Source organism: Aquimarina sp. AWH4_224 (assembly GCF_056160245.1).
Genome location: NZ_JBSWWU010000011.1, coordinates 140,215 through 165,222 on the forward strand (window position 1 = coordinate 140,215; position 25,008 = coordinate 165,222).

Below are 25,008 nucleotides of genomic sequence, written 5' to 3' on the forward strand. Positions count from 1 at the left end.
TTTTAAAAAGCACAATAACACGGTATCCTACCCCAAGTATACGATATTGTAATACCTGTAAATACATACCAGTCATTGTTGTTTAAATTACCAAATCCTGTACCAAATCTATCATCGGGATCACTTCCGTCCAGATTATCTGTAAACGTATATCGGGCACCTATCTCTGCCCCGATAACAAAATCCCTACCTAATGTTTTTTTGATTCCTACAACCATAGGAATAGCAAAACTCCATTTATCGCTATAGGCTTCTATTTGGTTACTGGCATCTATTGCCTGCGCACCATAGTTAAAAGCTGTCAATCCACTATAAAGATAAGGAGTAAACTGGGGTTTTCCATCATATAAAAACCAATCCCAGAAATTAAACTCCATACCTACTGATAGTTCTTTTACAGAATTATCAAAACTTAGTCCTCTTTCTTTTCTACGATCATCACCTTTAGAATCGTCTCCATCAAGTCCCGCATATAGAAACGAAGCTCTAAATGCATGTCTTTTACTTCTGTTCCACTTTGCAATTACCCCAAAAGCTACGTCGTTGGGAGCAATGTAGTACGTCGATCCTACATCACCTATATAATTGGCGCCTCCGGCCATCAAACCTACTTCGTAAGTTTGGGATGTAGCAGATTGTACGAAAAATACAATAAATAATAGTGATGCTAAGTATCTCATAGATTTTCAAAAGTTTGCAAATATAACAATTAACTTTAGTACACAAGAATTTGAGTAAAATAGTATGACTTAAAAAACACTTTTTAGCAGATTTTATTGTTTAATTACGTTTATCTTCTCCCCACAACATTTTTTTGCGCAGTGTTTTCAGAAAGCTATTGCCTTGCAAAACAACCATATTTATTTTAAAAGGGGCTTTTTTTATGATCACAGTAGCATCATTAGGTAATGTGTGGATTCTTGAATCCAGGGAGACTAAATAAGAATCCTCTCTTCCGGTAACCTGAAGTTTAATTTCTGTGTCGTCGGGAATAACCAGAGGTCTTGCGTTTAGATTGTGGGGGGCTATAGGGGTAAGTAACATGCTTTCTGCATCAGGCATCACAACAGGTCCGCCACAACTCAAAGAATATCCCGTAGATCCAGTAGGTGTAGCAACAATAAGTCCGTCTGCCCAATACGAAGTTAAAAACTCATCATTCAAACTGGTATGCACGGTAACCATCGAGGTGGTGTTTCTTCTACTAACAGCAATTTCATTCATCGCAAAATTCAAAACTCCAAACTCGTCTGTTGGAGTCACCGTTTCTACAGTAACTAAACTTCTTGGGGATATGACATACTTTTTCTCAAGTATAAGATCAATACTGTCTTGTATTTCTTCTTTTTGGATGGTGGCTAGAAATCCCAATCTTCCGGTGTTAATCCCAGCAATAGGAATTCCCAAATCTCTAACATAAGTAATGGTTCTTAATATGGTTCCATCACCGCCGATACTGAAAAAGAGATCGTAAGATGTGTCTAATTCCTCAAAAGTGCTGAAATGAGAATAACTCTTGTCGATTTCGTCATGAAGATGAATGAGTTCTAAAAAATTCTTTTCAATGACTACTTCGACATCATTGTTATCAAGAATGTCTAGTAATTGCTGGATATAAATCCCTGAATTTTTATGATAGAACTGCCCGTAAATACCGATCTTCATCACGATATGGTTTGTATGAGTTGGTTATATAAACAATCAAATATTTAAATACTTTTCCAAATATTTTGATCGTTCCTTTAAATTGGTTAAAAAGGTGTCTTCTTGGTGTTTCGAAACAATATTGTAGCTATATCTTCTAAAGGTTTGAACAATATTATTGATATCACTATCTCCAATTTTGATAGTGATTTGTGCTACATCATTTTCCATATTAGAAATAAATAATCCTAATACCTTGGCGTTATTCGATTCGATGATTTGAGAAATTTCACTGAATGAATAATCCAAGATTCCTTTTTCTACAATCAGAATATTACCAGGTTCACTCAGGAAAGGAGTTTCATTAAAAAGGTTCATGATATCTCCCAATTCGAAAAGTCCCAGATAGCTATTGTTATCGTCCAGTACCGGTATGATGTTCGATTGGTTTTGTGCAAAAGCTTCCAAAATATCCAACCAATTTTGATCTTTTCTAACAAAAAAACCTTCTAACGCATACTGGTAGGCTTCCAGAGTCTTGTCGGTTTCAAAACATCGTATATCTGTCTCAGAAATACAACCTAAGTAGGTTTTGTCCTTTATTACCGGGAAATGGGTATACGTTAGCTCATTGAATAATAATTGGGCTTCAGTTACCTTAACCGAGATGTCTAAAGGTTCAATTTCGTTTACTATGTATAAGTTCGTCTTCATATGTTTTTTTGGACCCCTATATGATGCAAAATAATCAAAAAATATGCAATCAAGGCGTTCTCAACTTTGTATTTTTGCTTTTTTAGATAAATACATCAAAAACTATGACAAAGTTAAGTGTTAATGTCAATAAAATTGCAACGCTTCGTAATTCAAGAGGGGGTAATGTACCGAATTTGTTGAAAGTAGCAAGTGATATTCAGGATTTTGGAGGGCAGGGGATTACTATTCATCCAAGGCCAGATGAGAGACACATTCGATATCAAGATGCCTATGATTTAAAACCCATTGTTCATACCGAATATAATATAGAAGGAAACCCGATTCCAAAGTTTGTGGATTTGGTTTTGGCAGTAAAACCTACCCAGGTCACTCTGGTGCCCGATGCTATTGATGCGATTACCAGTAACGCCGGATGGGATACCAAAAAGAACGAAAGTTTTTTGAATGAAGTGATTTCAGAATTCAAACGAAATGATATCAGAACCTCAATTTTTGTGGATCCGGTGATTGATATGATAGAAGGAGCAGTCAAAACAGGAGCAGATCGTATAGAGCTTTATACCGAAGAATTTGCTTTAGAATATGGTAAAGGAAATAAAGAGGCTATTACACCATATGCCCAATGTGCACAATTGGCAATAGATTTAGGTCTTGGAGTCAATGCTGGACATGATTTGTCATTAGATAATATTCAGTTTTTTAAAGAAAATATTCCTGGTCTTTTAGAAGTGTCAATAGGCCATGCATTAATTAGTGAGTCCATTTATCTTGGCTTAGAAAATGTGATTCAGATGTACTTACACCGTCTTAAATAATATAGTTATGAAATTACACGCTAATGTTTTTGGAGCAGGGCAACCCTTGCTAATTCTTCACGGTTTTTTGGGGATGGGAGACAACTGGAAAACCTTAGGGAAAAAAATTTCTGAACAGGGTTTTGAAGTTCATCTAATTGATCAGCGCAATCACGGAAGAAGCCCACATAGTGATGAATTTAGTTATGATTATATGGTAGAGGATCTTTTGGAGTACTGTACTACGAACAATTTGGATGCTATCCATTTGCTGGGGCATTCTATGGGAGGTAAAGTAGCGATGTTGGCTGCGGTAAAACATCCAGAGTTGATCTCAAAACTAATTGTAGCGGATATTGGGCCTAAGTATTATCCTTTACATCATCAAGATATTTTGGATGGATTGAATGCACTTGATTTTGAAGTATTGAAGTCTAGGGGAGAAGTGGATAAGGAATTGAGTTTGTATGTGCCAGATATGGGAGTGCGAATGTTTTTGATGAAGAACTTATACTGGAAAGAAAAGGGAGTGCTTGGATTGAGAATGAACCTGAGTGCACTCATCAAAAATGCTTCAGAAATTGGAGTGGCATTAGGGGATGAATATCATTATGATGGTGCTGCTTTGTTCTTAAAAGGAGAAAAATCCAATTACATTTTAGAGGAAGATCAGCCTGGAATTACTCAGCAATTTCCCAATGCTTATATACGCGAAATACCCGCTGCTGGTCATTGGTTACACGCCGAAAACCCATCTCAATTTTTGGCCGAAGTATTGGAATTTGTTAAAAATTAAGTAAAAAATGCTATGTATGCATAATATTTTTAGGATTTCGTTGTCTAATTGGTATTTTCTACTATTTTTGGGGAATCTTTTTACAAACCCTAAAACAAAAACAATTTTAAATTATTATGAAAAAACTTTTATTATTAGTCCTGTTCTTGTTGATGACTATAATGACTTATGCTGGAGGGTATCGAGTTAGTGCTCAAGGTCAGAGAGCGATTGCAATGGGGCACACTGGAGTAGCTGTTGTGAATAGTGCTGAACTTGTATTTTTTAACCCTGCGGGTCTTGTGTATCTGGAAAACAGCCTGAATGTAAGTGCAGGGGTGAGTGGGATTTTTTCAAATGTAATTTTTCAGAATGAAGATTTGGGGATAAAGGCAGAAACGGATAATCCTTTAGGGACGCCACTTAATTTATATGGTTCTTATAAAGTGAATGACTGGATGTCTGTAGGTCTTGGTGTATATACCCCTTACGGGAGCGAGGTTACTTGGTCAACAGATTGGGCAGGATCTCACTTGGTAAACAATATTGATTTCAAAGCGATTTATGTGCAACCTGTTGTATCTTTCAAGCTTTCAGACTATTTCAGTATTGGTGGAGGACCTATATATGTTACAGGTTCAGTAAACTTTAATCGTAACTTTAATAGAAGTTTGACAGATATCGAAGGAACCCGTTCTAATATTACTGTAGACGATTCTGGTGTAAGTAATTGGGGATGGAGTGTAGGTGCGATGTTTAATCCAACCGAAAACCTTCGTATAGGATTTAGCTATAGAAGTGAAATCATCCTTGAAGCAGAAGATGGAGAAGCAACTTTTGCTAATTTCCCAAATTCTCCTGCATTCCCAGCAAATGGAAATACAACATTTAGCGCAGAATTACCACTACCTGCTGAGTTAACTGTTGGATTGTCTTATGAGTATAAGAAATGGTTGTTTGCTTTTGATTTCAATAGACAATACTGGGGGGTATATGAATCTTTGGATCTTACCTTCGGAAATGGGGCGACCTCTTTGAACCCACGTAACTATAAGAACTCTTCAGTGTATCGTTTTGGTGTTCAGTATGATGTTACAGGTGAAATTTCTCTAAGAGCAGGGTATTATAGGGATGAAACTCCTGTGCAATCAGGTTTCTTTGCTCCTGAAACTCCAAGAAATGATGCGGATGGATTCTCGGGTGGTCTTAGTTTCGCAATTAATTCTAAGTTTTCTGTCGATGCTTCGTTCTTGTATTTGAGATTTGATGAAATTGATGAGTCGTATGACTTTGGTACAGATCCTGTTTCAGGAACCACATCTTCTTTTGGGGGCACTTATAAATCAAGTGCTTTCGTTCCGGGTCTTGGTTTAACTTATAAAATGTAATTCATGATGATAAAAAATATAAAATATTTAGCGATTCTAGCTGTTGGATTGGTGGCTTGTGAGCCAGAATTTGATAATCCAATCGATGAATCAGGAGTATTTACCAGTGGAGAAGCTAACTTTAGTAACTTCGTAGCGTTAGGAAATTCATTAACTGCTGGATTTGCTGATGGAGCCTTATATATCACAGGGCAAGAGAATTCTTTTCCAAATATTCTATCTCAACAATTTGCATTAGCGGGTGGGGGAGAATTTACACAGCCTTTGATGGCGGATAATGCTGGAGGATTTAGTAATGATCCAGTAACATTCCCTACCAGATTTGTATTGGCTTTTGATGCTCAAGGAAACCCTGGTCCTGCCAGATTTACTGGTGCTGCGCCAACTACAGATTTTACAAATAACTTAGGGAGTTCTTTTAATAATATGGGGGTTCCAGGAGCTAAGAGTTATCATTTAGCTGCTCCGGGTTATGGAAATGCTGCAGGTGTTGCTGCGGGATTAGCTAATCCTTATTATGCAAGATTTGCATCATCTGCAACTTCTACGGTAATCGGTGATGCAGTGGCGCAAAGCCCAACTTTCTTTAGTTTATGGATAGGTAATAATGATATTCTTTCATATGCTACTTCTGGTGGTGTTGGAGAAGATCATAATGTAACAGGAAATTTAGATCCTTCAACATACGGGTCTAACGATATTACTAATAATAATGTATTTGCTTCGGTATATAACGATCTTTTAGCTGCGCTTACATCTAATGGTGCAGGGGGAGTTGTATTGAACTTGCCAGACGTAACGTCTTTACCATTTTTTACAACTGTTCCTAATAATGCATTGGTATTAGATGCTACTCAGGCGGCAAGTCTTACTGGTTTCTTCCAGGCGGTAGTTGGTATTGTAACAGCTCAAATTGCAGGAACCGGAGCTCCTTTAGCTCAAGCACAGGCAGTAGCATCGCAATATGCGATTACATTTAATGCTGGGCCAAACAGATTTTTAATCAAAACCGAAGTAACACCTACAAACCCACTTGGTTTCCGTCAAATGACAGAAGAAGAACTGTTGGTACTTACTATTGATCAGGCTGCCCTGGCGCAAGGTTATGGATCTGTAGTGTTAACTCCAGAAGTGCTTCAGGTATTAGGAATCCTACAAGCGGGTGGAATGCCTACTGCGGAGCAAGGAGCACTAGTGATAGCTGCGATCAGTGCTATCGATGATCAAGATGCATTAGATAGTGATGAGCTTACTGCTATAGAAACAGCTAGAACTTCTTTTAATGCTACTATTGCTGGATTAGCTGCGGCCAATGGTATTGCTTTCTATGATGTGGCAAGTGATTTATCGCAAGCCGCAAATGGAGGTATACCTTTTAATGGAGGTATCATCACTTCGGATTTTGTTACCGGTGGAGGATTCTCTTTAGATGGAGTACATCCTACTCCTAGAGCTCATGCTTTGGTGACCAACGGAATTCTAGATGCTATTCAAGAAACTTATGGAGCACAGCTTCCTAGAGTAGATCCAGGAGATTTTGGTACAGTTACCTTAAGTAACGAAGTGAACTAAGATCACAATACATACTCAAAATAGAATAAACCTGCTTATTTTTTAAGCAGGTTTTTTTATATTCATAGCATACAAACCATAACCAATATATTATGAAGTTTCTTTTAAAATTAGTCTTAAGCGCGTTGGCTGTTTTATTATTGGCCAAAATTCTACCGGGCGCTCAGGTTGATAATTATGTAAGTGCACTTATTGTAGCGGTAGTTTTGGCAGTCTTAAACACTATCGTAAAGCCAATTCTAGTGTTTTTGACGTTACCGGCTACCATTGTTACTTTGGGGTTATTTTTATTAGTAATTAATGCTGCAATTATTTTGTTGGCCGATTATTTTATCGATGGATTCTCGGTCAATGGATGGCTTTGGGCGTTGATATTTAGTGTTTTGTTATCGGTATTTCAATCGATCCTGCATTCAATTTTGATAAAAGATAAAAGCTAGCTGTTTTTCAAGGAGTTAAAAATTTGTTGTGACGTAAAAAAGTATTACTTTTGCAACCCAATTTTTAGTAGTAAACGTAGAGATAATGAATATTTCAAAAGAGCAATTAGACGATTTAAATGCAGTAGTAACTGTTGATATTTCCAAAGAAGATTATACTGGTAAGGTAGATAAAATCCTAAAGGATTACCGCAAAAACGCGAATATCCCCGGGTTTAGAAAAGGTCATGTTCCTATGGGACTTGTTAAGAAACAGTATGGAAAGGCAGTATTGGTAGATGAGGTGAATAAATTATTGCAAGATGCTTTACACAAATATTTAACTGAAGAAAAATTAGATGTTTTAGGTAACCCTTTACCAAAAGAACAAGAAAATTTTGATTGGGATGCTGACGATTATTCTTTCGAATTTGAATTAGGGCTAGCACCAAAGTTTGATGTTAAACTTAACAGCAAAAAAGCGATTACTCATTACAAAATTGTTGCTAGCGATGAGATGATCGATAACCAGGTAAATACCATCCAAAAACAGTACGGTAAATTAGTTGCTAAAGATGTTGCAGAAAAGGAAGATTTGGTTGCCGGTGTTTTCGTAAATGAAGAAAAAGAAATCAATAATCCTACTACTGTTGCTTTAGAAAAAATCAAAGGAAAAAGAAACCTAGATAAATTTTTAAAAGCAAAGATAGGAGATACACTTACACTAAAAACAAAAGGGTTATTTAATGATGATCATGACTTGATCAGTGCTCTGAAAATAACTCATGATGATGCTCAGGATCTAGATATTGAAGTTACTTTTACAGTTAATGAAATTAACAAACAAGAGTTAGCTGATTTGGATCAGGAGTTATTTGATAAGTTGTATGGTCCAGGTGTTATTTCAAGTGTTACCGAATTAAAGGAAAGAATCAAAACGGATTCTGAGTTGCAGTTTGAGCAGCAGTCTGATCAGCAATTGCTAAACGCTATAACAGAGTCACTTCTTGAAAATACGAAGTTTGATTTACCAGTAGAATTTTTACAAAAATGGATTCGCACTACAGGGGAGCAACCATTAACTGAAGATCAAGCTAAAGATGAGTTTGAGAAAAGTGAAAAAGGATTGCGTTACCAATTAATAGAAGGTAAAATCATTAGCGATAACAATTTGCAAGTAACTTTTGAAGAATTGAAGGACTTTGCAAAAGACTTGATCAAAGGGCAAATGGCTCAGTTTGGACAGATGTCTCCTCAAGACAAAGAGTTAGAGGATATTGCTGCACGTATCTTATCAAATCAAGATGAGGTGAAAAGAATTTCTGAGCAATTGATGAGCAAAAAGCTATTGAATTTTTACAAAGAGAATGCAAAGCTTAAAACCAAAGAAGTAAGCTTTGATGAATTCATAAAAGAAGTTTACAAATAATTAATGTTGTAATTTACTAAGGAATTTATACTTATATTTAGGGCGTTAAACCACTTAGTGGTAAACGCCTTTTTTTATAAATAAAATTTCAGAGAAAGAACATATGGATTACGGAAAAGAATTCGAAAAATATGCTACAAAACATCATGGGATAAGCAGTACGTATTATAACCAGATGATTAGTAGTATGTATCCAACCAATATGACTCCAAATATTATTGAGGAACGTCAAATGAATATTGCAATTTTTGATGTTTTTTCAAGATTAATGATGGATCGTATTATATTTTTAGGAACTGGTATCAATGATCAGGTTGCTAATATTGTGCAAGCACAACTTTTGTTTTTGGAGAGTGTAGATGCTTCAAAAGATATTCAGATCTATATCAATTCTCCAGGAGGAAGCGTATATGCTGGTTTAGGGATTTATGATACGATGCAGTTTATCAAACCAGATGTAGCTACGATTTGTACAGGTATGGCGGCTTCTATGGGTGCTGTGTTGCTTTGTGCTGGTCAAAAAGGGAAACGTTCTGGTTTGCCGCATAGCCGTGTGATGATTCACCAGCCTCTAGGTGGAGCGCAAGGACAAGCAAGTGATATAGAAATCACAGCTCGAGAGATATTGATTCTGAAAGAAGAATTATATAAGATCATAGCGAAGCATTCTGGACAGACGTATGAAAAGATTTATGAGGATAGTGATAGAGATTATTGGATGAAAGCTGATAAAGCTTTAGAGTACGGAATGATTGATGAAATCTTAACAAGAGAATAACATTCTTTTATTGAGTTCGAGGCTTGTGTTTCGACTTAATGAAAATAACATAGTATTGCTGAAAAAAGCGTTCTAAAATGTTTCGTTTCACACGATTATTATAGTAAACGTAATTGGGATATATTTTTTGTAATACAAAGAGAAAGATTAATAGAAACTAAATAACGATGGCGAAAGAAGATTTAGAATGCTCTTTTTGTGGGAGAAAGAAGCCTGAAACAAACTTGCTTATTGCGGGGTTAGATGCCCATATATGTGATCGATGTATTGTTCAGGCACATGGAATTGTTGTTGAAGAAGCCAAAGATGAAGAAACCGGCGAATTGAGTAATGAGCTAATGTTACGCAAGCCAATGGCGATCAAGAAGTTTTTGGATGAATATGTAATCGGACAGGAGTTTACAAAAAAGATCATGTCTGTAGCGGTGTACAATCATTATAAACGTTTGTTGCAGCCTCAAACCGAAGATGATATTGAAATACAGAAAAGTAATATCATTATGGTTGGGCAAACCGGAACAGGAAAAACCCTGATGGCAAAAACTATTGCAAAAATGCTTAATGTACCTTTAGCAATAGTAGATGCTACAGTGCTTACCGAAGCTGGTTATGTGGGAGAAGATGTAGAAAGTATTTTAACCAGACTTTTACAGGCAGCGGATTATAATCTAGAAAAAGCGCAGCGTGGTATTGTTTTTATTGATGAGATCGATAAAATCGCAAGAAAAAGCGATAACCCTAGTATTACACGAGATGTTTCTGGAGAGGGTGTGCAACAAGCACTTCTTAAATTACTAGAAGGGACAATCGTTAATGTGCCACCAAAAGGAGGAAGAAAGCATCCGGATCAGAAGTTTATTGAGGTAAATACTGAAAATATATTGTTTATTGCAGGAGGAGCTTTTGACGGAATTGAAAAAATCATCCAAAAGCGCTTGAATATGCAAGCTGTCGGATATAGCGCTTCAAAAAGTGAAGATGCTATTGAAAAAGACAACTTGTTACAGTATATCATTCCAAAGGATTTAAAGGATTTTGGTCTTATTCCAGAAATCATAGGAAGACTACCAGTGCTGTCTTATATGAATCCATTAGATGGAGAAACACTTCGCTCTATCCTAACAGCGCCGAAGAACGCAATCATCAAGCAGTATAAGAAGTTGTTTGAGATGGATAATATCACATTTTCTATTACAGATGGCGCTTTGGATTATATCGTTGACAAAGCAATGGAGTATAAGCTAGGAGCTCGTGGACTACGTTCACTTTGTGAAGCGATTTTGACAGATGCTATGTTTGAGTTGCCTGAGAGCGACGAAAGTGCATTGAGAGTGACCAAAGACTATGCAGAAAAGAAACTGAATAAATCTACCATTAAAAAGCTTAAGGCAGTGTCTTAAGCTTAAGGTTGTTTACTTTATAAATACAAAAAAGCCGTTATATAACTATAACGGCTTTTTTGTTGGTTGAATAGTTGGAATATACTTTTTAGTCCGTATATGATATTCTCTCTTTTGAGTTTGTGATTATATCTTCGGTATTTCTTAGTACTAACTTGTGGTTATTGCTATCCTTAAGTTGAATATCAAAGTTGTTTTGGATGATTAATGCTTCATAAAAGGTAACTTTAGATATTTCTCCGTAGCAGGCCATATCATCAGAAGCATTTTGTTTAGCCGAAACTCTAGCGTTTACCGCATCTTCGTTCTTTGCTATATCCTTAATAATTTCATTGGTTGTTTCTTTTGCAGGTGTAGTACTCGCATTCTCTTGAGCATTCATTCCTGTAACAACAAATAAAAATAATAATAAAGATAATGTAGTTTTCATATTTCGGGGCTTTAGTAAGTTTGTAACTATCTGGTAACAAATTTAATATGAAAAAGAGTTGTTGAAAAGTGATTTGGGAATTTTTAGATTAAACGCATTTTTTGGTCGATGAAATACTACTTTTTTTGTTAAAAACAAGTATTCTTACATAAAAATTTTACGGTAAAACCGTATTTTTTTATAGGTTTCTTACCTGATTTTACCCGAAAAACGTCAGATTTTCCAAAATGCAGAAATGCTACCAGCTCATTAGTAAGAACTTACCTGATTTAGGGATAATAATTCTTCAATATAGGTCCTTGTGTTCGACAGCCTTGGTATTTTATGTTGTCCACCAAGTTTATCCTTGTTTTTTAACCAGTCATAGAATAGTCCTTTCCTGGCTTCCCGGATTTGAAGAATATTTAAAGTAGTGTTATTGTATCTTTTTGCTTCGTAATCGCTATTTACTTCCTGCAACTGCTGATCCAGTACAAAAGCAAACTCGGTAAGGTTATTAGGATATTTTTTAAATTCTATAACCCATTCGTGAGCTCCTTTTTCTCTTCCTTCCATAAAAATAGGAGCTACGGTATAGTCTACGATTTCACTATTCGTGATTTGAGTGGTTTTTCTAAGAGCTTCTTCAGCGTTCTCGATAATTAATTCTTCCCCAAAGACATTAATGTGATGTTTTGTTCTGCCTGATACCTTAATTCTATAGGGGTTAACAGAAGTAAAACGAACAGTGTCCCCGATCATGTATCTCCATAATCCGGCATTAGTAGTGATTACTATTGCATAGTTCTTATCTACTTCCACTTCGCTTAATGGAATTACCTTTTGTTTCGGAGTCCCAAAAGTGTCCATGGGTATAAACTCGTAGAAGATTCCATAATCCAACATCAAAAGTAACTCTGAAGAATCGTTTCGATCTTGAATTGCGAAGAATCCTTCAGAGGCATTATAGATTTCATAATATTTGAAAGCGTTATTAGGAAGTATCTTTTGATATTGATCGCGATACGGCTCAAAACTTACTCCTCCATGAAAATATACTTCGAGATTGTTCCAGATTTCAAACAAGTTTTCATTACCTGTTGTTTCCAGAACCTGATTAAGAAGAACCAACATCCAAGAAGGTACACCTGCCAAGCTGGTTACATTCTCTTGAATGGTTTCATTAACGATGGCTTTCATCTTATATTCCCAATCACTCATCAGAGATATCTCACTGCTGGGTGTTGAACTGAAATCTGCCCAAAAAGGCATATTGTCTATAATGATAGCAGACAAATCACCAAAGGAAGTGCCATTTTCTTTATATAGTTCCTTACTGCCACCAAGACGTAAGCTTTTTCCGGTAAAGAGTTTTGAGTTCTCATTGTTGTTAAGATACATGCATAGTAAATCCTTTCCGGCAGCAAAGTGACAATCTTCTAGAGATTCCTCACTTACTGGAATGAATTTACTCTTGGCGCTTGTAGTGCCACTTGATTTTGCGAACCACCGTATGGGTGTGGGCCAAAAGATATTACTTTCTCCTAATCGACTTCTTTCGATCATAGATTCATAATCTTCGTATGATCTGATAGGAACCCGTTCTTTAAAGGTTTCATAATTATTTATGGAAGAAAAATCATATTGCTTTCCAAGCTCTGTATTTTTCGCAGTCTCCAATAGTACGTGTAATAATTCTAGCTGTACTTCATTAGGGTACTTCAAAAAAAGTTCCATTTGATGAAATCTTTTTTTCAAGAACCAACTGGCTATAGAATTAACTAATGGGATTGGCATTTTTTGATGTATATTTATGCGAAAATTGTGGTTTATTTGTTTTAGATGGCCGCCATCAGAAAACTAAAATAATAAAAATAATTACATTCTTCTTCTAACCTTAATTTATAACATAGTTTTATGCAATATCAAGGGGTCCTTACTAAGATGCAAACTGAAATAGGAGTACCTATTCAATATTACCTGGTTTTTGAGTCAGATTTTATCAATGTCAATCAATTACTGGATAAAAAGATTAAGATCTCTTTTGTGAGGTATCAATGCCTGGGTTCTGGTGAGAACAAAAAGATATATAGACAAGGGTATTGCTATGAAGAGTTTTATAAACAACCTGCTACGGGTGATTGGGTAATGCGCCCAGAGCTCAGCAAAGCGCACTTAGGTATTGAAGATAGAGATTTAGAATACGAAAAAAAGGTGCAGTTACAGCCTCATATAGTGTATTTGGCAAATTCTAGTAATGTTAAGGTTGGGGTGACTAGGAAAACTCAAGTACCTACGAGATGGATCGATCAAGGAGCACATGAAGCTATTGAAATTGTTGAGGTGCCTAATAGATATTTGGCAGGGATCACAGAAGTTGCCTTAAAAGAACATGTGGCGGATAAGACCAATTGGCGATCAATGCTTAAGAACGATATTAAAGATGAAAATTTGGTCTTTCATAGAGAACAATTAAAAGATTTTATACCCGATGAGGTAAAAGAATATTTTATCGATAATGGGAAAGAAACCGAATTACATTTCCCCGTACTACAATACCCTGAAAAGGTAAAAAGTTTGAATCTGGAAAAGACACCAGAATATTCGGGAGTTTTAAAAGGAATCAAAGGTCAGTATCTCATTTTTGAAGATAATACAGTATTTAATGTTAGAAATCATGAAGGATACGTTGTAGAGCTAACGGTTAATTAATCACTGTTTGGTGTCAATTACTCGATAACAAATTTTATACTCTGCGCGATAGATATAGCAATTAAGGCTACTCCTATAATTCGGTGAATTTTAGTTTTTGAATCTCCTTGTTTTTGAGACATCTTGTTTCCCCATTTTCCGTAAAAATAAAGAGTGCCTATTTTGCCTAGGTATATTCCTAAAAAGAATAAGGCAAGAGAGGATATCGGATTTTGGATAGTAAGCGCAAATACGTATTTATTAGTTAAAGAGATGGCAATCAGCCAATAGATGATTACTGGCGGATTTAAAATCGCAAGAGAGAAGCCAGTTAGAAATTTTGACTTAGGCGCTTTGATCTTTTTTCTGGATTTACCACTAGCAGGATTTTTCTTCTTATTGGCAAATATTAAGAAATAGATGCCAATGGCAAAAAAGAGTGCGATAAAGGAACCTTGTATCCAAGGGTTGTTTTCGAAGAATGCAGAGAGCTCCATACTACAATGCAAAGCAAAAAGGGCCAGAAGAACTTCTCCAACACCTGCAGCCAAAGCGATATAAAAAGCTTTTTTTATGTTTTCTTTGATCGAAGTATTGATCACTGCGATATTAACAGCTCCTAGAGGTACTGCACCAATTATGGCAATGATGATTCCTAAAAAAAGATAAAGTATGGTCATAGTATCTTAGTAGTAGTAAATATAATAATCTTACAGCTAAAATCCTTTTAAACACAAAAGCGACCTTAAACAGTCGCTTTTGCACCCTAAGTAATTAATGATAATTTAAACACATTACAATTATCTTTTAGAAGTTACCGTTAACTCCAATTCTCATTTTTTTAATGATTTCTTCAAGGTAGAGTATGGTCCAAATGATCTTTTCGGTATCCGCATATGGAACTAATTCTTCGATAGCCACTTTTGTGCTTTCCAGGCTTTTGGCTACGGCTTCAGTGTTGTTCTTTAGTACTTTTACATTTCTGGAATCTTCTTTTATCCCAATGTCACTGAGCCTTACCCCCGCTTCGTTGGTGAGTGAGAGAAACGGAAGTATAATCATAATTTCCTCAACACGTTGTTTATAAAGGTGTATGAGTTCTCCTTTTTTTAAGGCTTCCAGTTCGCTAATCGTATAAAAACGATTTATTTGCTTGGTTTGCGAAAAAAATACGGCGTCGTTTGTTTTTTGTGCAATTGTACTTTGTAATGTTAGAAGGAAAACAAAACTAACTAATAATTTAAACATAATATATAACTCTGATTAGACAAAAATCGCTTTTGTTGAACAGGGGATCAATTTAAATTTTTTGGGGCTGTTTTTTAAAATTCGATTACTGCATTACCATGTAGTTATTCATAGATTGTTTCAGTTGAAATTTTGGCATTAAGTTATTTTCTGGATCATCAAAAAGATCTTTGGTGTCAACAAAATCTTTAGTGAATCTATTGTATTTTAAAATATTTAATGCTCCTTTTTCGATTAATTGGTGCGCTACACGTACTCCTTCTCCATGGATATTGAAAAAACTATTATCCATCATAAATCTCTTTTGAATCAACGCTACAGATGTGTAGGACTTGTCAAACTGCACGACATCAGAGAAACCTGAGATTTTAGATTTGTGGATGTAGGTTAGTGCAGAATTAGAAGAATATACGGCAGCACCAGTATGTTGGTAGTTTGTCTTATTTGATAGGTTTACTAAAGTAGCATTACTAATAGTAACATCTGTTACCGAATTTGGATCAACATAGCCCATGTTTTCATCATATCCATCTACTTCTATAGCATAAGATCCTGCAGGACTGGTAATATATGGGTGACGTACCGCCATAACATTATTAAGATTTCCTTTGAAACCTTCTGCCATCTGGTAGTCATCGTCATTTGCTTTTAGGGAAATGAGATTTTGAGCATCATTTATTCCTCCATGAAAGTTAAAAGAATCTTGACCAGAATAACTAACCATTATATTATCTATTATCGATCCCGATCCAATTCCATAAAGAGAAAGACCGTTGGATCCTTGTTGTCTTTTGGTAGTGTTTCCAGGGTATTCGATTCTTACATATCTAAGAACAGTAGTTTGCTCCTCATGTCTGTCTCCTCCATAAACTGAAAATTGAGGATTGTAATTTCCTTCTATAAGTCCATTTCCGGAAACGGTATTCGTTTTTCCTGATCCAGCAATTGAAATACCACCCCAATCACCGCTATTTCTTGATTTTGGAGCTTTGTTGGATGTGAAAACAATTGGATATGCTTTAGAACCTACGGCTATTAGTCTAGCACCTTTTGTTACTATAAGATTAGCAGGATCTTTGTGGTCACAACGTATAACTGTACCTTCTTCAATAGTTAATGAAGCACCTTGTGTAACATAAACATCACCAGACATTAAATAGACCACATCATTAGTTAGGTAAGTGTCGTTGGCGATAATGTTAGGGAGTTTCTCTTCTGCTTCGGGATAATTTGTTTTGTTGGGGGAGAAATTTGTCCAGCCTTTTGCCCATTTTTCTTCGTTTTCTCCAAAGTCTTGTGCTGTAAGTGTTGGTGTATATAAAAACAAAATAAATAGGGTAATCAGGGTAGCTCTTTTTTTCATAGTAGATTATTTTGGGGTTAACTTCTTGGAGGAAATTTCTTTCTTCCAACTTTTGGGATTACTAAGTTACTAGAGTTTTGTTAAAGTCGGTTACGTGTTTACCGTAAACTTTGTACGTTCGTCGTCTTTTTAAGAAAAATTAATAAAATATTATGAGTATAATTCTTACTTTATTTTTCTTATACCACTGAAAATCAAAAAATTAATAAATGTTTATTTCAATTGGCTGAAAATTAAACAAAAATATGTAAGGGGGAAATCCCCCCATCAAAAAGGGTGTTTTTTGGAAGATTTTGTCCTTTTTTTGCTGATATATAAACAATTAAAAGAGTTAGTTGAATCAAAAATTTAAGTGTTTTGTGTCAGTAGCTGTACTTAAATGTTAAAAACCTTACTAATAATGAATAAAAAAACCAGTTAGTTACAACTGGTTTTTGTGAGTTTAAAGGAAAATAGGAAACTAGAAATTTCCATTGGCTCCTATACGTATTTTTTTGATGACTTCTTCAAAATATAAAATGGCCCAAACAATTTTCTCGGTATCTGCATAAGGGATAAATTCGGAAATCATATTATTCGTACTCTCAAAAGAATCTAATATGGCCTCATGATGTTTGTCTAATGATTTTAGATGATCAGAACTCTCTTTGATCCCAATATCTGATAGTTTCACGCCTGCTTCATTAGTCAATGCAAGATAGGGTAATACTGTAGTGACTTCTTTTACTCGCTCGGTGTATAGCTTTATCAATTCCCCTTTTTTCATGTCTTCCAGTTCATCAATGGTATGGAATTTTGAAATCAAAGCTTGTTGATCAAAGAATACATTCTTTTTGGTTTGCGAATAATTATAATTAAAAATCAAAAAGAATAGAATGCTAAAAGTGATTGTTTTCATTGTAGGGGAATTTTTAAAGACGATGTGTTAATTTATGCTATTGCATAAAGGTGTAATTACTTGATTCTTTTATAGTGAATTTTGGATTTTTGGTGTCTGTAGGATCGGTAAACAGATCCTCTGCGCTTTTAAAATTATTGGTGTACATATTGTATTTTAAAAGTTGACCAAGATCCTTATTTGATGTAAATCCAGTGGTTATGGCAATATCATGCACGTTGAAAATACTGTTCTCCAGCAAAAAGCATTTTTCAATATCAGTATAAGACTGGTATGTTTTATCAAACTTCACCACATTGGCAAATCCAGATATTTTGGATTCGGTAAGCTCAATACGTGCTAGGTTTTTGGAGGAAATTGCAGCAGTGGTATGCTGATAATTACTCTTGTCTGATAGATTGATCAGTGTGGCATTTTTTATTTTGATATAAGACAAAGAAGAGGCATTCATAAAACCATCTTTTTTATCATATCCGTCAATTTCTATAGCAAATGATCCGCTGATGTCACTAATATATGGATGTCTTATCGCTAGGATATTAGATAATTCTCCAGAGTACCCAAGGGTAAAATCAAAATCATCGTCTTTGGCTTTGTAAGAAATAAGATTACTCATAGGGACACTGCCACCAAAACATTCGAACGAATCGTCGGCAGAATAGCTAATCATGATATTGCTTATACTGGATCTTTTGCCAAGTGCATATAAGGATAATCCATTAAGCTCTTTGGATTTGTTGATCTTTTTGCCGGCAAATTCGATACGGACATAATCTAAGTCTGCAGTCATTTTATCTTCTTCAGTGCCTCCGTACATCGAATATTGTGGTAAAAAATTTCCTTCTATCACTTTGGTAACCGCGGGAGAGTTGATTTTTCCGCTCCCTGCAATTATGATTCCGCCCCAATCTCCAGGTTTTCTGGATTTGGGAGCTTCATTAGAAGTAAAAACAATAGGGAACATTTTGGAGCCTTTAGCCACCAGTTTTGATCCTTTGGCAATGATTAAACTTGCAGGATTCTTTGTGTCGCAACGGATGATCGTACCTTCTTGTATGGTAAGGGTAGCATTGTTGGTAACATATACATTTCCTGACATTAGGTAGACCACATCATTTTTGAGGTAAGCATTGGTTTCAATAGTACTGGGAAGTATTTCTTCGGCTTCAGGATAATCTTGAAGATTTGGGTCAAAATTGGTCCATCCTTTGGTCCAATCCATGTGATTATTTTTTACGTCCGCTTGAGACCATGCTACAATAGATACATTGCAGCACAAAACGAGGAGTAATGCATTCAATTTCATAAACGGGGGTATTTTGGTTGGGGTATTAAAATTAAAATTATACCATTACTTCATAGACAACTATAACTTTACTAAATCGTTAACCCGGTTTTATGAAATTTATTGTTTGCAGCATACAAGAGTTATCCACAATAATCAGATTATTGGGAGAATGTTTTCAATCTAAAAGAGGTATTGTTATATCCGTATTATAACGAAATCAATTATCAGTCTTTGTACTGTCTTTTTTCTTTTTCTTCCCCAAAAAGCCGCCAAGAATATTTTTTGCTGTGTTTTTAAGGGCGTCTTCTGTATTGGTTTTTGTTTGTGTAGAGTCGGTTTGTTTTTTTGAACCTCCCAAGAGATCCGAAATTACTTTTTTCCCTTGTCCTACCAGTTGTTCTTTTGCTTTGTCTTTTTGTTTGCTAATCAGGCTTTGTGTAAGTTGTTTTATGCCTTGTTGGGCGTCTAAGTTTACTTTTGGATTTGTGAAATTTCCTGATATGCCAACAGGGAGTTGTACAGTTGCAGAATTTGCCTCTTTTGCGCTAAGTTGTGATAATAAACCGCTAACCTCATTTCCAAAGTATTTTGCAGGAACATCAAGGGTTAGGTTGTAGTTCATGCTTTGATCAAAGCTATGGTCTCCGCCAGCTGTGATTTTTATGTCTTCAACTTCAAAATCAAAAGGTTTTACTTTTATATTTCCATCTTCAAAACTAAGGTTGGTTTTGATATCTTTTAGATTCAGTTTATCTAATTTTACAAAGTTCATTTTACTGTCCAACTCTGATAACAGAGGTGTTTTGGTAGTGGATACTTTTGCATTTAGGATTTCTGCCAATGCCTTCCCTTTTAAAGAAGTGAGCACAGGAGTAAGATCGCTATTTAATTTTCCGTTTAAATTAATTTGAGTGGTAAGATCTCCGGTAAGGGCACGTGCAATTGGAGCTAACCCTTTAATCAACTCAAGATTATTGAAAGATTGTACAATATCTATTTTACTTAAATCCAAAGCCATATCAAAAACAGGAACTTCAGATTTCGTAGACACATTACCATTGAAGGCTAAACCGCCATCAAAAATATTCGAAGTTACATTCTGTAAATATGCGGTTTCGTCTTTAATTTTTACAGTTCCTTTTGCGTTGGATAGTGTCAAATTATCATAAATCACTTTTTGAGTATCAAAATTAAGTGTGGCATCCAAAAAGGAAGGGATTTTCATGGTTTCATCCTCGGAAGCCGTTTCGTTGGTTTTTTCAGTTTCTGAAGTACTGGTCTCCGGCATCATAAAATCGTTAACCGCAAAAGTGTTTGAAGAAACATCAAAATTTCCTTTCAGATCTTGTTTGGCAAATAAGAATCCCATCAGATTATCAATGGTTCCTTTGGCAGAAAGGTCAGATTTGCCAGTAGTGACCTCCATTTTTTCTAAAGAAATGGTTTGAGGGTTGAAGCTCACATCCGCATTTTGAATATTGATGGTATTAGGAAGCTCTTCAGAAGCATAAGAAAAACCAGATAAACTTGCCGTTCCTGAGCTTTTGACATTTTGATACTGCTCTTTTTCCAAGGATTCCATATCAAAACGGGTTTGAATATTGGCATTAACAATACCATTGATTTTTTCTTCCAATTCCAAAGGATATGCTTGATCCAGATGAGCAAGATTTAAAGTTCCTTGCATTGCCATGTCTACAATCATATTTTGAGTAAGGTTTCTTAAACTCCCTTTGGCAGCAAAAGTGTCCTGATCAATTTTAAAAGTTAGATTTCCGATTTGGATATAGGTGTCATCGACCAGTCCTGTCTCATTCTTTATTTGCGTGTCAATGTTAATGTTGCTTACACCTTTTGGTAAGTCCGGATACTTAAAAGAAGCGTTGTGCGATACGATTTTAATATCCATTTTTGGGATATAGGTGTCATCTGCTTTTCCTTTTATCATACCATCAATAGAAAAATCACCACTGGTAGTTACCCCATCCAGGTTTTTGGCATAGGTTTCTGGGATCACCGCCAAGAAGTTTTTGAAATCCGAAGTTGGTGTTTTAAAACTTAGATCCACATCAGTATGTTTTTCCGCAGTTTGCACATACCCTGCAAACTCTAAAGGTAATCTATTGATCAATGCTTTGTTTTCTTTGAAGGAATATTTTTGGTCTTTTAAATCGAGTTCCAGTTGTGCATCGAGTTGTACCTTGTTTTTGTTTAAATATTGTGTGTCATCAAGCCCGAAAGAGACTTCAGAATTGGTTTTTGTATCCAAAATTACTTTCTCTCCAGAAACAGACCCATCGCCGCTATGATTTAAATGCGTCATTAGGAGATGTGTTTTACTTACATCATCCTGGTATAAAATCTTACCATCGTTAATCTCATAGTGTTCTAGCGCAAAAGTAAAAGAGCCCCCATCTTCTGTTGGGATTTCTTCGGTTTGAGAGCCTTCGGTCTTTGCAATATCAAAATTAGAACGACTTAAAGAATCTGTTTTGATGGCAATATTGGCTTCGTCTATGATTATCTTTTGAACACTAATAGGTTCTGTAGCATCTTTGAACAATTCATTAACGGCCATATCCAGTGCTATTCGTTTTGAATAGGCCAAGGTATCTCCTTCAAAAGGTGCGTAATTAATCACTGATAGATCATCTATGACTACGGAGGCCTGTGGAAAACTACGGAGCAAACTAATATCGATATTAGCAAAATCCACCTTTGCATTTACGTGCTGATTGATAAGATAGCGTACTTTGTCCTGTATCGTTCCCTTAAATAAAAAGGGTATGGCAATAATTCCAATAATGCCGAGAAGAATGACGATACCGAATATTTTTAGGGCTTTTTTCATGCGTTCATGTAATTAGATAATTGAGCCGTATAAAATAACGGTTTACAAAGATACTATGTTGCTTTTTTTAAGTTAACTATTTGTTAGATTTTACACTTCTAACTCTACTTCACCACCAACACCTAGCTTAAATCGCTTACGTAAAAAGTAAACTGCGGCATATAGGAGGGGTGTATCCAAAGCAGCCACCAAAATTTTGAAAAGGAAACCATTGAGCAATAGTAGTCCAAAACGGTCCCAGCCTATGATTCCTGTAGAGCACAATAAAAGTAATACCGTTGCAGTATCGATCAGTTGAGAAGAAAAGGTAGAGAAGTTGTTACGCAGCCATAAATGTTTCCCTTTGGTAAATCTTTTCCAAAAATGATAAATCTGGATATCTACATATTGAGCAAAGAGATAAGCCATCATCGAAGCAAAAACGGCTATTGCAGTAGCACCAAAAACAGTTTTGAAGGTTTGATCATCGATAGGAGACCAGGAAGTTGCTGGAACAGCTCCCGATACCGAAACAATGAGTAAGGAAAAGAAAGAAGCAAATATTCCTGCAGTAACGATTTGATTGGCTTTTCTTTTTCCGAAAATTTCGCTTATGATATCCGTAATCAAAAAGGTGATGGGATATGGTAAGATACCCACAGAAACCTCAAAAGTATAGATCCCAAAAAAATCCCAATAAAAAAACTTCTGAAAAATTAAATTAGACGCTACCAAAGAGGAGATGAATAATGCACCGAGAATAAGGTAAATCCTAAAAGCATCCCGTTTATCTTTAGGATTTAATATAGTTTCGTTCAAAATAAAATAGTTAATAATACTTCATGCAATAGTAGCATGAAGTGATTTTGTTTTGCTTAATTTGCCTTAAAAATAAGGAGTTCTTCTTAGATTAATAAATCTCTGCTGTTGAAAACATCACATCTTGTTCATATATCATTAGGAAGTAATATTGGAGATCGTATTAATTATCTTCAAAAAGGCGTAGATGCTATTTTTGAATCTATCGGCAATGTTATCGCTATTTCAAACGTGTATCAAACACCTTCCTGGGGGTTTGATAGTGAGGATTTTTATAATGCTTGCATTACTGTGGAAACTTTTTACACCACCCAAGAGGTTCTAGATTTGTTATTAAAGATAGAGACGGAATTGGGTAGGAATCGAGCAGCAGATCAAAAAGGGTATCAAGCAAGAACCATTGATTTGGATATTTTGCTATCCTCAGAAGGGATCATAAAAACTGAAAATCTACAAGTACCACATCCGGCAATGCAAGATCGAAAGTTTGTTTTGGCCCCTCTAGCAGATATTGCGGACAATGAAGTGCATCCTGTTTACAAAAAAAGCATTGCTAAGCTGCTTGAGGAAGTAAACGATGATTCACAAATCGAACAAGTTTCAGAAAAGATAATTCCTCCAAGGAATGCGTATAAGTTATCTCAATTTCAATACCTCACTATTGAAGGTAACATTGGAGCAGGTAAAACAAGTTTGGCACAGTTGATCTCTAAGGAGTTTAATGCAAAGTTGATTCTGGAGCGATTTGCAGATAATCCATTTCTGCCTAAGTTTTATGAAGATATGGAACGATATGCTTTTCCGTTGGAGATGTCTTTTCTTGCGGATCGCTATCAACGGCTTCAGGACGATATTGCACAGTTTGATCTTTTTAGTGATTTTGTAGTTAGTGATTACGATGTGTTTAAATCATTAATTTTTGCCAAGGTTACTTTGCAGGATGATGAATTTGCTTTGTATAAGAAAGTATTTGATCTCATGTATCGCAATCTGGTAAAACCGGGATTGTATATTTACCTTTATCAGAATACCGAAAGACTACTACAAAATATCAAAAATAGAGGTAGAGATTATGAGCAAAAGATACCGCCAGAATACTTGAATAAAATCAATCAGGGGTATTTGCAATTTATTAAATCTCGTACTGATTTTAATGTGAAAATCATTGATGTTTCCGAACTGGATTTTGTGGAAAATCGAACGGATTTTGTAAAAATACTACAAGAGATTTGCGATTAGCTTTTTTGAAGTTCCTGAGCCACTGCTTGCACTTCGTCCAAAACACGAAGTAAGTTGCCGCTCCATAGCTTTTCGATTTCTTCTTCTGTATATCCTCGTCTTACCAATTCTAGAGTGACATTAAAAGTTTCCGAAGCATCGCTCCATCCTTCGATACCGCCACCGCCATCAAAATCAGAGCTAATACCTACATGGTTTATCCCGATTTTCTCGACCAAATAATCAATGTGATCTACAAAATCAGCCACATCTACAGCAGGAGGAAGATCTTTCATTGTTTTTACTTTTGCTCGTCGAACCGCTGCCATAGTTCCTAAAAAGTCATAATATTTTTCTTTTTCTTCACTGCTCAGTTTCATTACTTCCTCGCGTTCAAGCCAGGTTACTCCCATAGAATCAGCGATCTGTTTTGCTATCTCTACGTCTTTGATCACTCGTTTCTGAAACTTTTCCGTGTTCAAATAGGAAGAAAAAGCTACAGTTTGCACTACACCACCATTGTTTTTGAGCCATTCGAGTTGCTCATCGTCAAGATTCCTGCTATGATCGCAAAGCGCTCTTGCCGAAGAGTGTGAGGCAATGATAGGAGCTTTAGAGAGTTCGATCATTTGTCGCATGGATTCTTTTGAAGGATGAGAGACATCGATCATCATTCCGTACCTATTCATTTCTGCGATCACTTCTTTGCCTAGTTCGCTCAGTCCATTATGTAGCCATACATCATCTGCTTCTCCTGTATTCGAATCGCAAAGCTGACTATGCCCGTTATGCGAGAGCGACATGTATCGAGCACCAAGATCATAGAATTTCTTTACATTGTTAATATCGGTTCCTATAGGATAGCCATTTTCAATACCGATCATTGCTACTTTTTTTCCTTTTTTGTGGATGCTACGAACATCACCAGAGGTAAGTGCTAATTCCATTTGATCTGGAGCTATAGAGTCTACCAGTTTATGAATGGCGTCAAATTTTGACATTGCAATTTGGTGTGCTTTTTCATAGCCGATGGGGGTCAGGGAATCTTGCCCGGTATAGACAATTAACCATGCTACATCTAATCCTCCTTTGTCCATCTTGGGCAAGGTGATTTGGGTGTTTAGATCTTGTGTGTAGTTTGTTGTGCGAGTAAAATTTTTTACATTGATATCACAGTGGGTATCCAAAGTGATCACTTTACCGTGTATTTCTTTAGCTCTATTGAGTAGTTGTTGATCCTCAGACTCTTGTAGAGGTTTGGTTTCTTGTTTACAAGAAAAAAGAAGTAAAGAGAAGAGATAAATGAATGGTGTGCTGTATTTCATGAG

23 protein-coding genes are annotated in these 25,008 nt (G+C 35.8%); 10 read left to right on the top strand and 13 right to left on the bottom strand.

Translation table 11 applies throughout. The features are described 5' to 3' along the window. Window positions 1-2 precede the first annotated feature (2 nt). The 3 genes from porG to ACXAGJ_RS20195 form a co-directional block, all read right to left on the bottom strand. Entirely contained in the window at window positions 3-680 is a 678-nt protein-coding gene (gene porG / locus ACXAGJ_RS20185; protein WP_073315598.1) for a type IX secretion system protein PorG, read from the bottom strand. A gap of 100 nt (window positions 681-780) precedes the next feature. Further along, window positions 781-1,665: an NAD kinase gene (locus ACXAGJ_RS20190; RefSeq protein WP_474842371.1), complete on the bottom strand. Its 885-nt coding sequence runs from the start codon at window positions 1,663-1,665 to the stop codon at window positions 781-783. A 36-nt stretch (window positions 1,666-1,701) separates the two neighbouring features. Continuing rightward, the gene (locus ACXAGJ_RS20195) at window positions 1,702-2,358 is read right to left on the bottom strand and encodes a CBS domain-containing protein (protein WP_474842373.1); all 657 of its coding nucleotides are present in this window, start codon (window positions 2,356-2,358) and stop codon (window positions 1,702-1,704) included. Window positions 2,359-2,462: 104 nt separating this feature from the next. On the opposite strand from ACXAGJ_RS20195, the gene ACXAGJ_RS20200 reads away from it, so the two are divergent. The 8 genes from ACXAGJ_RS20200 to clpX all read left to right on the top strand — a co-directional run bounded on the left by ACXAGJ_RS20200 (window position 2,463) and on the right by clpX (window position 10,916). Continuing rightward, entirely contained in the window at window positions 2,463-3,176 is a 714-nt protein-coding gene (locus tag ACXAGJ_RS20200; RefSeq protein WP_474842374.1) for a pyridoxine 5'-phosphate synthase, read from the top strand. Between the two features lie 7 nt (window positions 3,177-3,183). Next, window positions 3,184-3,951 (top strand): alpha/beta fold hydrolase, encoded by a 768-nt coding sequence (locus tag ACXAGJ_RS20205; RefSeq protein WP_474842376.1) that lies wholly within the window; start codon window positions 3,184-3,186, stop codon window positions 3,949-3,951. A gap of 116 nt (window positions 3,952-4,067) precedes the next feature. Further along, a complete protein-coding gene (locus ACXAGJ_RS20210) occupies window positions 4,068-5,318 on the top strand; it encodes an OmpP1/FadL family transporter (RefSeq protein ID WP_474842378.1) in 1,251 nt (416 codons plus the stop codon). Between the two features lie 6 nt (window positions 5,319-5,324). After that, on the top strand, window positions 5,325-6,890 hold the full coding sequence (locus ACXAGJ_RS20215; protein ID WP_474842422.1) for an SGNH/GDSL hydrolase family protein: 1,566 nt from the start codon (window positions 5,325-5,327) through the stop codon (window positions 6,888-6,890). Window positions 6,891-6,982: 92 nt separating this feature from the next. After that, window positions 6,983-7,330: a phage holin family protein gene (locus ACXAGJ_RS20220; protein WP_473285413.1), complete on the top strand. Its 348-nt coding sequence runs from the start codon at window positions 6,983-6,985 to the stop codon at window positions 7,328-7,330. A gap of 85 nt (window positions 7,331-7,415) precedes the next feature. Next, window positions 7,416-8,738, top strand: coding sequence for a trigger factor (gene tig, locus ACXAGJ_RS20225; RefSeq protein ID WP_474842380.1), 1,323 nt, complete (start codon window positions 7,416-7,418; stop codon window positions 8,736-8,738). 103 nt (window positions 8,739-8,841) lie between these two features. Beyond that, on the top strand, window positions 8,842-9,516 hold the full coding sequence (clpP, locus tag ACXAGJ_RS20230; protein WP_073315590.1) for an ATP-dependent Clp endopeptidase proteolytic subunit ClpP: 675 nt from the start codon (window positions 8,842-8,844) through the stop codon (window positions 9,514-9,516). Between the two features lie 167 nt (window positions 9,517-9,683). Next, window positions 9,684-10,916 (top strand): ATP-dependent Clp protease ATP-binding subunit ClpX, encoded by a 1,233-nt coding sequence (gene clpX, locus ACXAGJ_RS20235; RefSeq protein ID WP_474842382.1) that lies wholly within the window; start codon window positions 9,684-9,686, stop codon window positions 10,914-10,916. A gap of 88 nt (window positions 10,917-11,004) precedes the next feature. Here clpX and ACXAGJ_RS20240 read toward each other — a convergent pair whose 3' ends face one another. Both ACXAGJ_RS20240 and ACXAGJ_RS20245 read right to left on the bottom strand, forming a co-directional pair. Next, window positions 11,005-11,346: a hypothetical protein gene (locus ACXAGJ_RS20240; protein WP_474842384.1), complete on the bottom strand. Its 342-nt coding sequence runs from the start codon at window positions 11,344-11,346 to the stop codon at window positions 11,005-11,007. A gap of 249 nt (window positions 11,347-11,595) precedes the next feature. Further along, a complete protein-coding gene (locus tag ACXAGJ_RS20245; protein ID WP_474842386.1) occupies window positions 11,596-13,122 on the bottom strand; it encodes a GH3 auxin-responsive promoter family protein in 1,527 nt (508 codons plus the stop codon). A 120-nt stretch (window positions 13,123-13,242) separates the two neighbouring features. Between ACXAGJ_RS20245 and ACXAGJ_RS20250 the strand changes: the two genes are divergently transcribed. Further along, the gene (locus tag ACXAGJ_RS20250; protein WP_474842388.1) at window positions 13,243-14,037 is read left to right on the top strand and encodes a DUF2797 domain-containing protein; all 795 of its coding nucleotides are present in this window, start codon (window positions 13,243-13,245) and stop codon (window positions 14,035-14,037) included. Window positions 14,038-14,054: 17 nt separating this feature from the next. Here the strand turns inward: ACXAGJ_RS20250 and ACXAGJ_RS20255 are convergent, their stop codons facing one another. The 7 genes from ACXAGJ_RS20255 to ACXAGJ_RS20285 form a co-directional block, all read right to left on the bottom strand. Further along, a complete protein-coding gene (locus tag ACXAGJ_RS20255) occupies window positions 14,055-14,696 on the bottom strand; it encodes a LysE family transporter (protein WP_474842390.1) in 642 nt (213 codons plus the stop codon). A 127-nt stretch (window positions 14,697-14,823) separates the two neighbouring features. Beyond that, window positions 14,824-15,264: a hypothetical protein gene (locus tag ACXAGJ_RS20260; protein WP_473285426.1), complete on the bottom strand. Its 441-nt coding sequence runs from the start codon at window positions 15,262-15,264 to the stop codon at window positions 14,824-14,826. An 85-nt stretch (window positions 15,265-15,349) separates the two neighbouring features. Then, window positions 15,350-16,627: a hypothetical protein gene (locus ACXAGJ_RS20265; protein WP_474842392.1), complete on the bottom strand. Its 1,278-nt coding sequence runs from the start codon at window positions 16,625-16,627 to the stop codon at window positions 15,350-15,352. 460 nt (window positions 16,628-17,087) lie between these two features. Further along, entirely contained in the window at window positions 17,088-17,525 is a 438-nt protein-coding gene (locus ACXAGJ_RS20270) for a hypothetical protein (RefSeq protein WP_474842394.1), read from the bottom strand. Between the two features lie 37 nt (window positions 17,526-17,562). Beyond that, the gene (locus ACXAGJ_RS20275) at window positions 17,563-18,831 is read right to left on the bottom strand and encodes a hypothetical protein (RefSeq protein ID WP_474842395.1); all 1,269 of its coding nucleotides are present in this window, start codon (window positions 18,829-18,831) and stop codon (window positions 17,563-17,565) included. Window positions 18,832-19,030: 199 nt separating this feature from the next. After that, window positions 19,031-21,664 (bottom strand): AsmA family protein, encoded by a 2,634-nt coding sequence (locus ACXAGJ_RS20280; protein WP_474842397.1) that lies wholly within the window; start codon window positions 21,662-21,664, stop codon window positions 19,031-19,033. Between the two features lie 90 nt (window positions 21,665-21,754). After that, entirely contained in the window at window positions 21,755-22,462 is a 708-nt protein-coding gene (locus ACXAGJ_RS20285; protein ID WP_474842399.1) for a queuosine precursor transporter, read from the bottom strand. A gap of 108 nt (window positions 22,463-22,570) precedes the next feature. Between ACXAGJ_RS20285 and folK the strand changes: the two genes are divergently transcribed. After that, window positions 22,571-23,701 carry a 2-amino-4-hydroxy-6-hydroxymethyldihydropteridine diphosphokinase gene (gene folK, locus ACXAGJ_RS20290; RefSeq protein WP_474842401.1) on the top strand — a complete coding sequence of 377 codons (1,131 nt, stop codon included), beginning with the start codon at window positions 22,571-22,573 and terminating at the stop codon, window positions 23,699-23,701. Here folK and ACXAGJ_RS20295 read toward each other — a convergent pair. Then, on the bottom strand, window positions 23,698-25,005 hold the full coding sequence (locus ACXAGJ_RS20295) for a dipeptidase (RefSeq protein ID WP_474842403.1): 1,308 nt from the start codon (window positions 25,003-25,005) through the stop codon (window positions 23,698-23,700). The two genes, folK and ACXAGJ_RS20295, sit on opposite strands and share 4 nt — an antisense overlap. Window positions 25,006-25,008: the final 3 nt, after the last annotated feature.